General features: G+C 35.6%; 6 protein-coding genes. All 6 read right to left on the bottom strand.

Features of this window, described 5'->3' with window-relative positions:
* A partial coding sequence (locus tag Q5O30_RS11610) for an MATE family efflux transporter (RefSeq protein ID WP_302674718.1) occupies positions 1–282 on the bottom strand: 282 nt, incomplete at its 3' end.
* A gap of 19 nt (positions 283–301) precedes the next feature.
* A complete protein-coding gene (locus tag Q5O30_RS11605; RefSeq protein WP_021953910.1) occupies positions 302–796 on the bottom strand; it encodes a phosphatase PAP2 family protein in 495 nt (164 codons plus the stop codon).
* Between the two features lie 3 nt (positions 797–799).
* Positions 800–979, bottom strand: a complete 180-nt coding sequence (locus Q5O30_RS11600) for a DUF6472 family protein (RefSeq protein ID WP_021953909.1) — start codon at positions 977–979, stop codon at positions 800–802.
* 8 nt (positions 980–987) lie between these two features.
* Entirely contained in the window at positions 988–2,175 is a 1,188-nt protein-coding gene (locus tag Q5O30_RS11595) for a pyridoxal phosphate-dependent aminotransferase (protein WP_021953908.1), read from the bottom strand.
* 19 nt (positions 2,176–2,194) lie between these two features.
* Positions 2,195–2,659: an SsrA-binding protein SmpB gene (gene smpB / locus Q5O30_RS11590; protein WP_021953907.1), complete on the bottom strand. Its 465-nt coding sequence runs from the start codon at positions 2,657–2,659 to the stop codon at positions 2,195–2,197.
* Between the two features lie 21 nt (positions 2,660–2,680).
* A partial coding sequence (gene rnr, locus Q5O30_RS11585; RefSeq protein ID WP_302674717.1) for a ribonuclease R occupies positions 2,681–4,465 on the bottom strand: 1,785 nt, incomplete at its 5' end.

The following is a 4,465-nucleotide window of genomic DNA, read 5'->3' as shown; positions in this document are numbered from 1 at the left end:
AACATTTTTTTCATCATTGGCACCAAAATACTGGGAAACAATGATTCCAATTCCCACGGAAAGACCACCTACAAGTGAAAAGAAAAAAAACTGCAATGATGCTGTAGTTCCAATGGCTCCAAGGGCATTTGCACTTACAAACCGTCCAACTATTACGGAATCCACCATATTGTACAGTTGTTGAAACACATTACCTATTAACAGTGGTATTGCAAATGCTAAAAGCAACTTGTATGGTGTTCCTACTGTCATATCTTTTACATATTTATTCTGATTATCCATTTTAGTCTCCAATCCTTAATTAAATAATGTAAAATCCAATTACTCCACTTAATATTCCAATAATAGCTCCGACAATTACATCTTTTGGAAAATGTACTCCTGCTATTACTCTCATAAAACACATTAAAAAGCTGTCAGCCAAAATAAGAATTCCCAAATGAACACTTATATAAAGTACTGACATACCTATAACAAATGCTGAAAAAACATGACGGCTCGGCATTGACTGCCCCGTCTTTTCTTTTTTTACAACAGGCTTAAATTCATACAAAGTATAAGGTCTTGGTGCGTCCACAACATACCTGAAAATACTAACCAATATAAAAGATATGCCTGTTACTAAAACTATTCTTATTACCCTTTCATCCCTGTTTACTGCAAGAAATATAAGCATAACAAAATATGCCATATATACTACTCCCGTAATAATATTATTGGCATATTTTACTATACTTTCTCCATGTGGATATTTTCTTACAAATTCTGAAATCTTTATGTAAGTTTCCTGTTTCATTACCTACTGCTTTCTTGCTATTCTATATTCATCACCATATGAGAAATATGGACAGCTGGAGTTTTTAAACTGAAGTAATCTGGCTAAATCATCTTCATCCATGTTTACCACACACCCATATTCCTCATATTCTTCATCATAAACATAATTACTGCAAAATTCGCAACTATTTTGTTCACTCATTATTTCACCTACTTCTGATAGCTTTCTGCTAATTTCTTAAATGCCGGCAATGCATCCTCAATCTGTTTTGTCTGAACACAGTAAGAAATTCTTACATATCCCGGTGTTCCAAAGCTGTCAGCAGGAACTAACAAAAGTTCATGCTCTTTTGCCTTTTCGCAGAATTCATGGGCATCATCTCCCATTGCCTTTACAAAAAGATAAAATGCTCCATCAGGATATACACATTCATATCCCATTTCCGTAAGGTTGTTGTAAAGTAAATCCCTGTTTACCTTATAAATTGAAATATCCGCTGTATCATCAATACACTTTTCAATAACTCTCTGATACATACTTGATGCACATACATATCCAAGGGCACGTCCTGCACCACAAACTGCTGCATAGGCATCTCCTGCATCTTTCATCTTTGGAGAAACAACAATGTATCCTATACGTTCTCCCGGAAGGGATAAAGCCTTGCTGTATGAATAACATACAAAAGTATCATCATAGTAATTAATAAGATATGGAACCTCTATATCATCATAAACCAATTCTCTGTATGGCTCGTCTGTTACAAGAAAAATAGGATGTCCATATTCCTTTTCCTTCTTTCTTAACAAATCGCACATTTTTTCAATTGTTTCTACTGAATAAACAACACCTGAAGGATTGTTAGGAGAATTTATTACAACTGCTTTTGTTTTCTCATTAATTGCAGTCTCAAATCCTTTCATATCTACCTGAAATGTTTTATCTTCAGATTTAACAGCCACAAGCTTTGCACCTGTTCTCTCTAAAAATACCCCATATTCCGGGAAATAAGGTGTAAACACTATACACTCGTCATCTTTCTGCATTATTGCATTAAATACAATGGTAAGAGATGATGCTGCACCACAGGTCATATAAATGTTATCCGGTGCAATCTCTGTATTAAATCTGTTATTAATGTAATTTGCAATTGTAGTTCTAACCTTTGCATCTCCCTGAGCTGATGTATAGCCGTGAAGTGCCACTGAATCAAAATTGTTTACAAGGTCAATTATGGCATCATTTACTGATTTAGGTGCCGGAACACTTGGATTCCCTATGCTGAAATCAAAAACATTTTCAGCCCCTATTTCTGCCTTTCTCTTATTTCCATATTCAAAAATTTCCCTTATTTCTGAACGTACCTTTCCTAATTTAACTAATGATTCTGTATACATTTTATATCCTCCTGTCACTTTATCTCATTCTGATTTTGAAATCTCTTTCGCTTTCTCTCTTAATGTCTCTCTTTGCAATATCCTGTCGCTTATCATAGAGTTTCTTACCTCTTGCAAGACCTATCTCCACCTTCACCAGACTTCCCTTAAAGTAAACCCTAAGCGGAACCAGTGTTAGTCCCTTTTCATTTAACTTTCCTACAAGCTTATTTATCTCATATTTGTGAAGCATTAATTTCTTAGGTCTTAAAGGATCCTTGTTAAAAATATTGCCTTTTTCATATGGATTAATATGCATTCCATATATAATAACTTCTCCGTTATCCACTCTCACAAAGGATTCCTTAATACTGCAATGTCCTGCACGCAGGGACTTAACCTCAGTGCCATGCAACACAATTCCCGCTTCATAAGTATCCTCAATAAAATAATCATGTCTTGCCTTTTTGTTAGTAGCAATTAACTTTTCAGAAATTTTTGCCATGTTTTTCCCCTCCTTCCATATTTATACCATACTAAAATCAATTGTTCCAGTTACTTTATCAGCATTTTCCACCCTGATTTTCACTATCTGACCTAGCTTATATGTCTTCATTGTCTGCTGACCTTTAAGACTATAGGAGGCCTCATCGTATTCGTAATGGTCATCTGTCATATTTGATACATGAACCAGTCCCTCTACTGTATTTTCCAATTCAACATACACGCCAAAGTTTGTAACTGAAGATATGACACCTGTATATTCTTCTCCTATAAAGCCTCTCATATATTCAGCTTTCTTCATTTTTTCAGAATCTCTTTCTGCATCATCTGCCCGCCTTTCAGTCATGCTACAATGCTTAGTGACCTCCGGCAAAATAGACTTGTAATGTTCAATATGCTTTTCCGTCATGTCACCGCAAAGACATTCCTTGATAATTCTATGAATCTGTAAATCCGGATACCTTCTTATAGGTGATGTAAAATGACAATAATATTTTGCAGCCAGGCCAAAATGTCCCAAACACTCCGGTGTGTATTCAGCCCTTTTCATTGAACGAAGGGTAACTCTGCTAATCATTGCCTCCTCCGGAGTTCCTTCAATACTTTTCAAAAGCTTCTGTAATTCCTTTGGATGTACCTCGTCTTTAGACATTTTAACATGATATCCGAAATTAGTAATGAACAATGACAGCTGTTTCATTCTGTCACTGTCAGGTTTTTCGTGATTTCTATAAACAAAAGGTATCTTCTGCCAAAAATAATATTCTGCAATGGTTTCATTTGCCATAAGCATAAAATCCTCAATAATCTTTGTGGCTGCATTTCTGTCATAAGGTTTAATAGACACAGGATAACCCTTTTCATCTAATGTAATTTTACATTCAGGAAAATCAAAATCTATTGCTCCTCTGCCATATCTTTTTTCCCTAATTATTGAAGATAACTCTGCCATAAGCTGAAACATGGGCACTAATTCACTGTACTCATTCATTGTATCGGGATTTTTGTTTGTAATAATCTCATTTACCGCTGTATAGGTCATTCTCCTGTCAACATTAACTACAGTTTCTGCTACCTGATGATCAATTACTTCCCCTTTTTCGTTTATTTTCATAATACAGCTAAGAGCTAATCTGTCAACGCCCTGATTTAACGAACATATGCCATTAGATAACTTATGGGGAAGCATTGGAATAACCCTATCTACCAGATATACGCTGGTTCCCCGCTCTTTTGCCTCCTTATCAAGAGGAGAATTTTCTACTACATAATGAGACACGTCAGCAATATGAACTCCTAAAGTATAAATACCATCTTCCTTTTTAAGGGTTATGGCATCGTCTAAATCCTTTGCATCCTCTCCATCAATCGTAACCGTCTGCCAGTCCCTAATATCAAGTCTGCCTTCTTTGTCCTTTTCCTGTACCTCTTCAGGAATATTTTCAATTTGTTCCATCACCTCTTTAGGATATTCACATGGTATGTTATATCCCTTTACAATTGAAAGAATGTCAACTCCCGGGTCGTTTACATGTCCTAAAATTTCTATGACTTTTCCTTCCGGTTTTCTATCCTTTGAACCATAATCAGTGATTTTCACCACTACTTTATGTCCCTGTACAGCCCCCATGGTGTACTTTCCCGGAATATAAATATCACTTGATATTCTATTGTTATCAGGAAGCACATATCCAAAAGATTTATTTTTCTGGAAATATCCCACCACTTCACTTATTTCGTGAGATAAAACTTTTATAACCTTTCCTTCTTTTCTCTTTCCTGTAGAAAAAGGCTCTACCGCCACTAA

The organism is Eubacterium sp. CAG:161, from assembly GCF_000432355.1.
Lineage (GTDB): Bacteria > Bacillota > Clostridia > Lachnospirales > Lachnospiraceae > Eubacterium_G > Eubacterium_G segne.
Note: the sequence above shows the minus strand (reverse complement) of the source record. Positions and strands in the feature narration are given on the sequence as shown.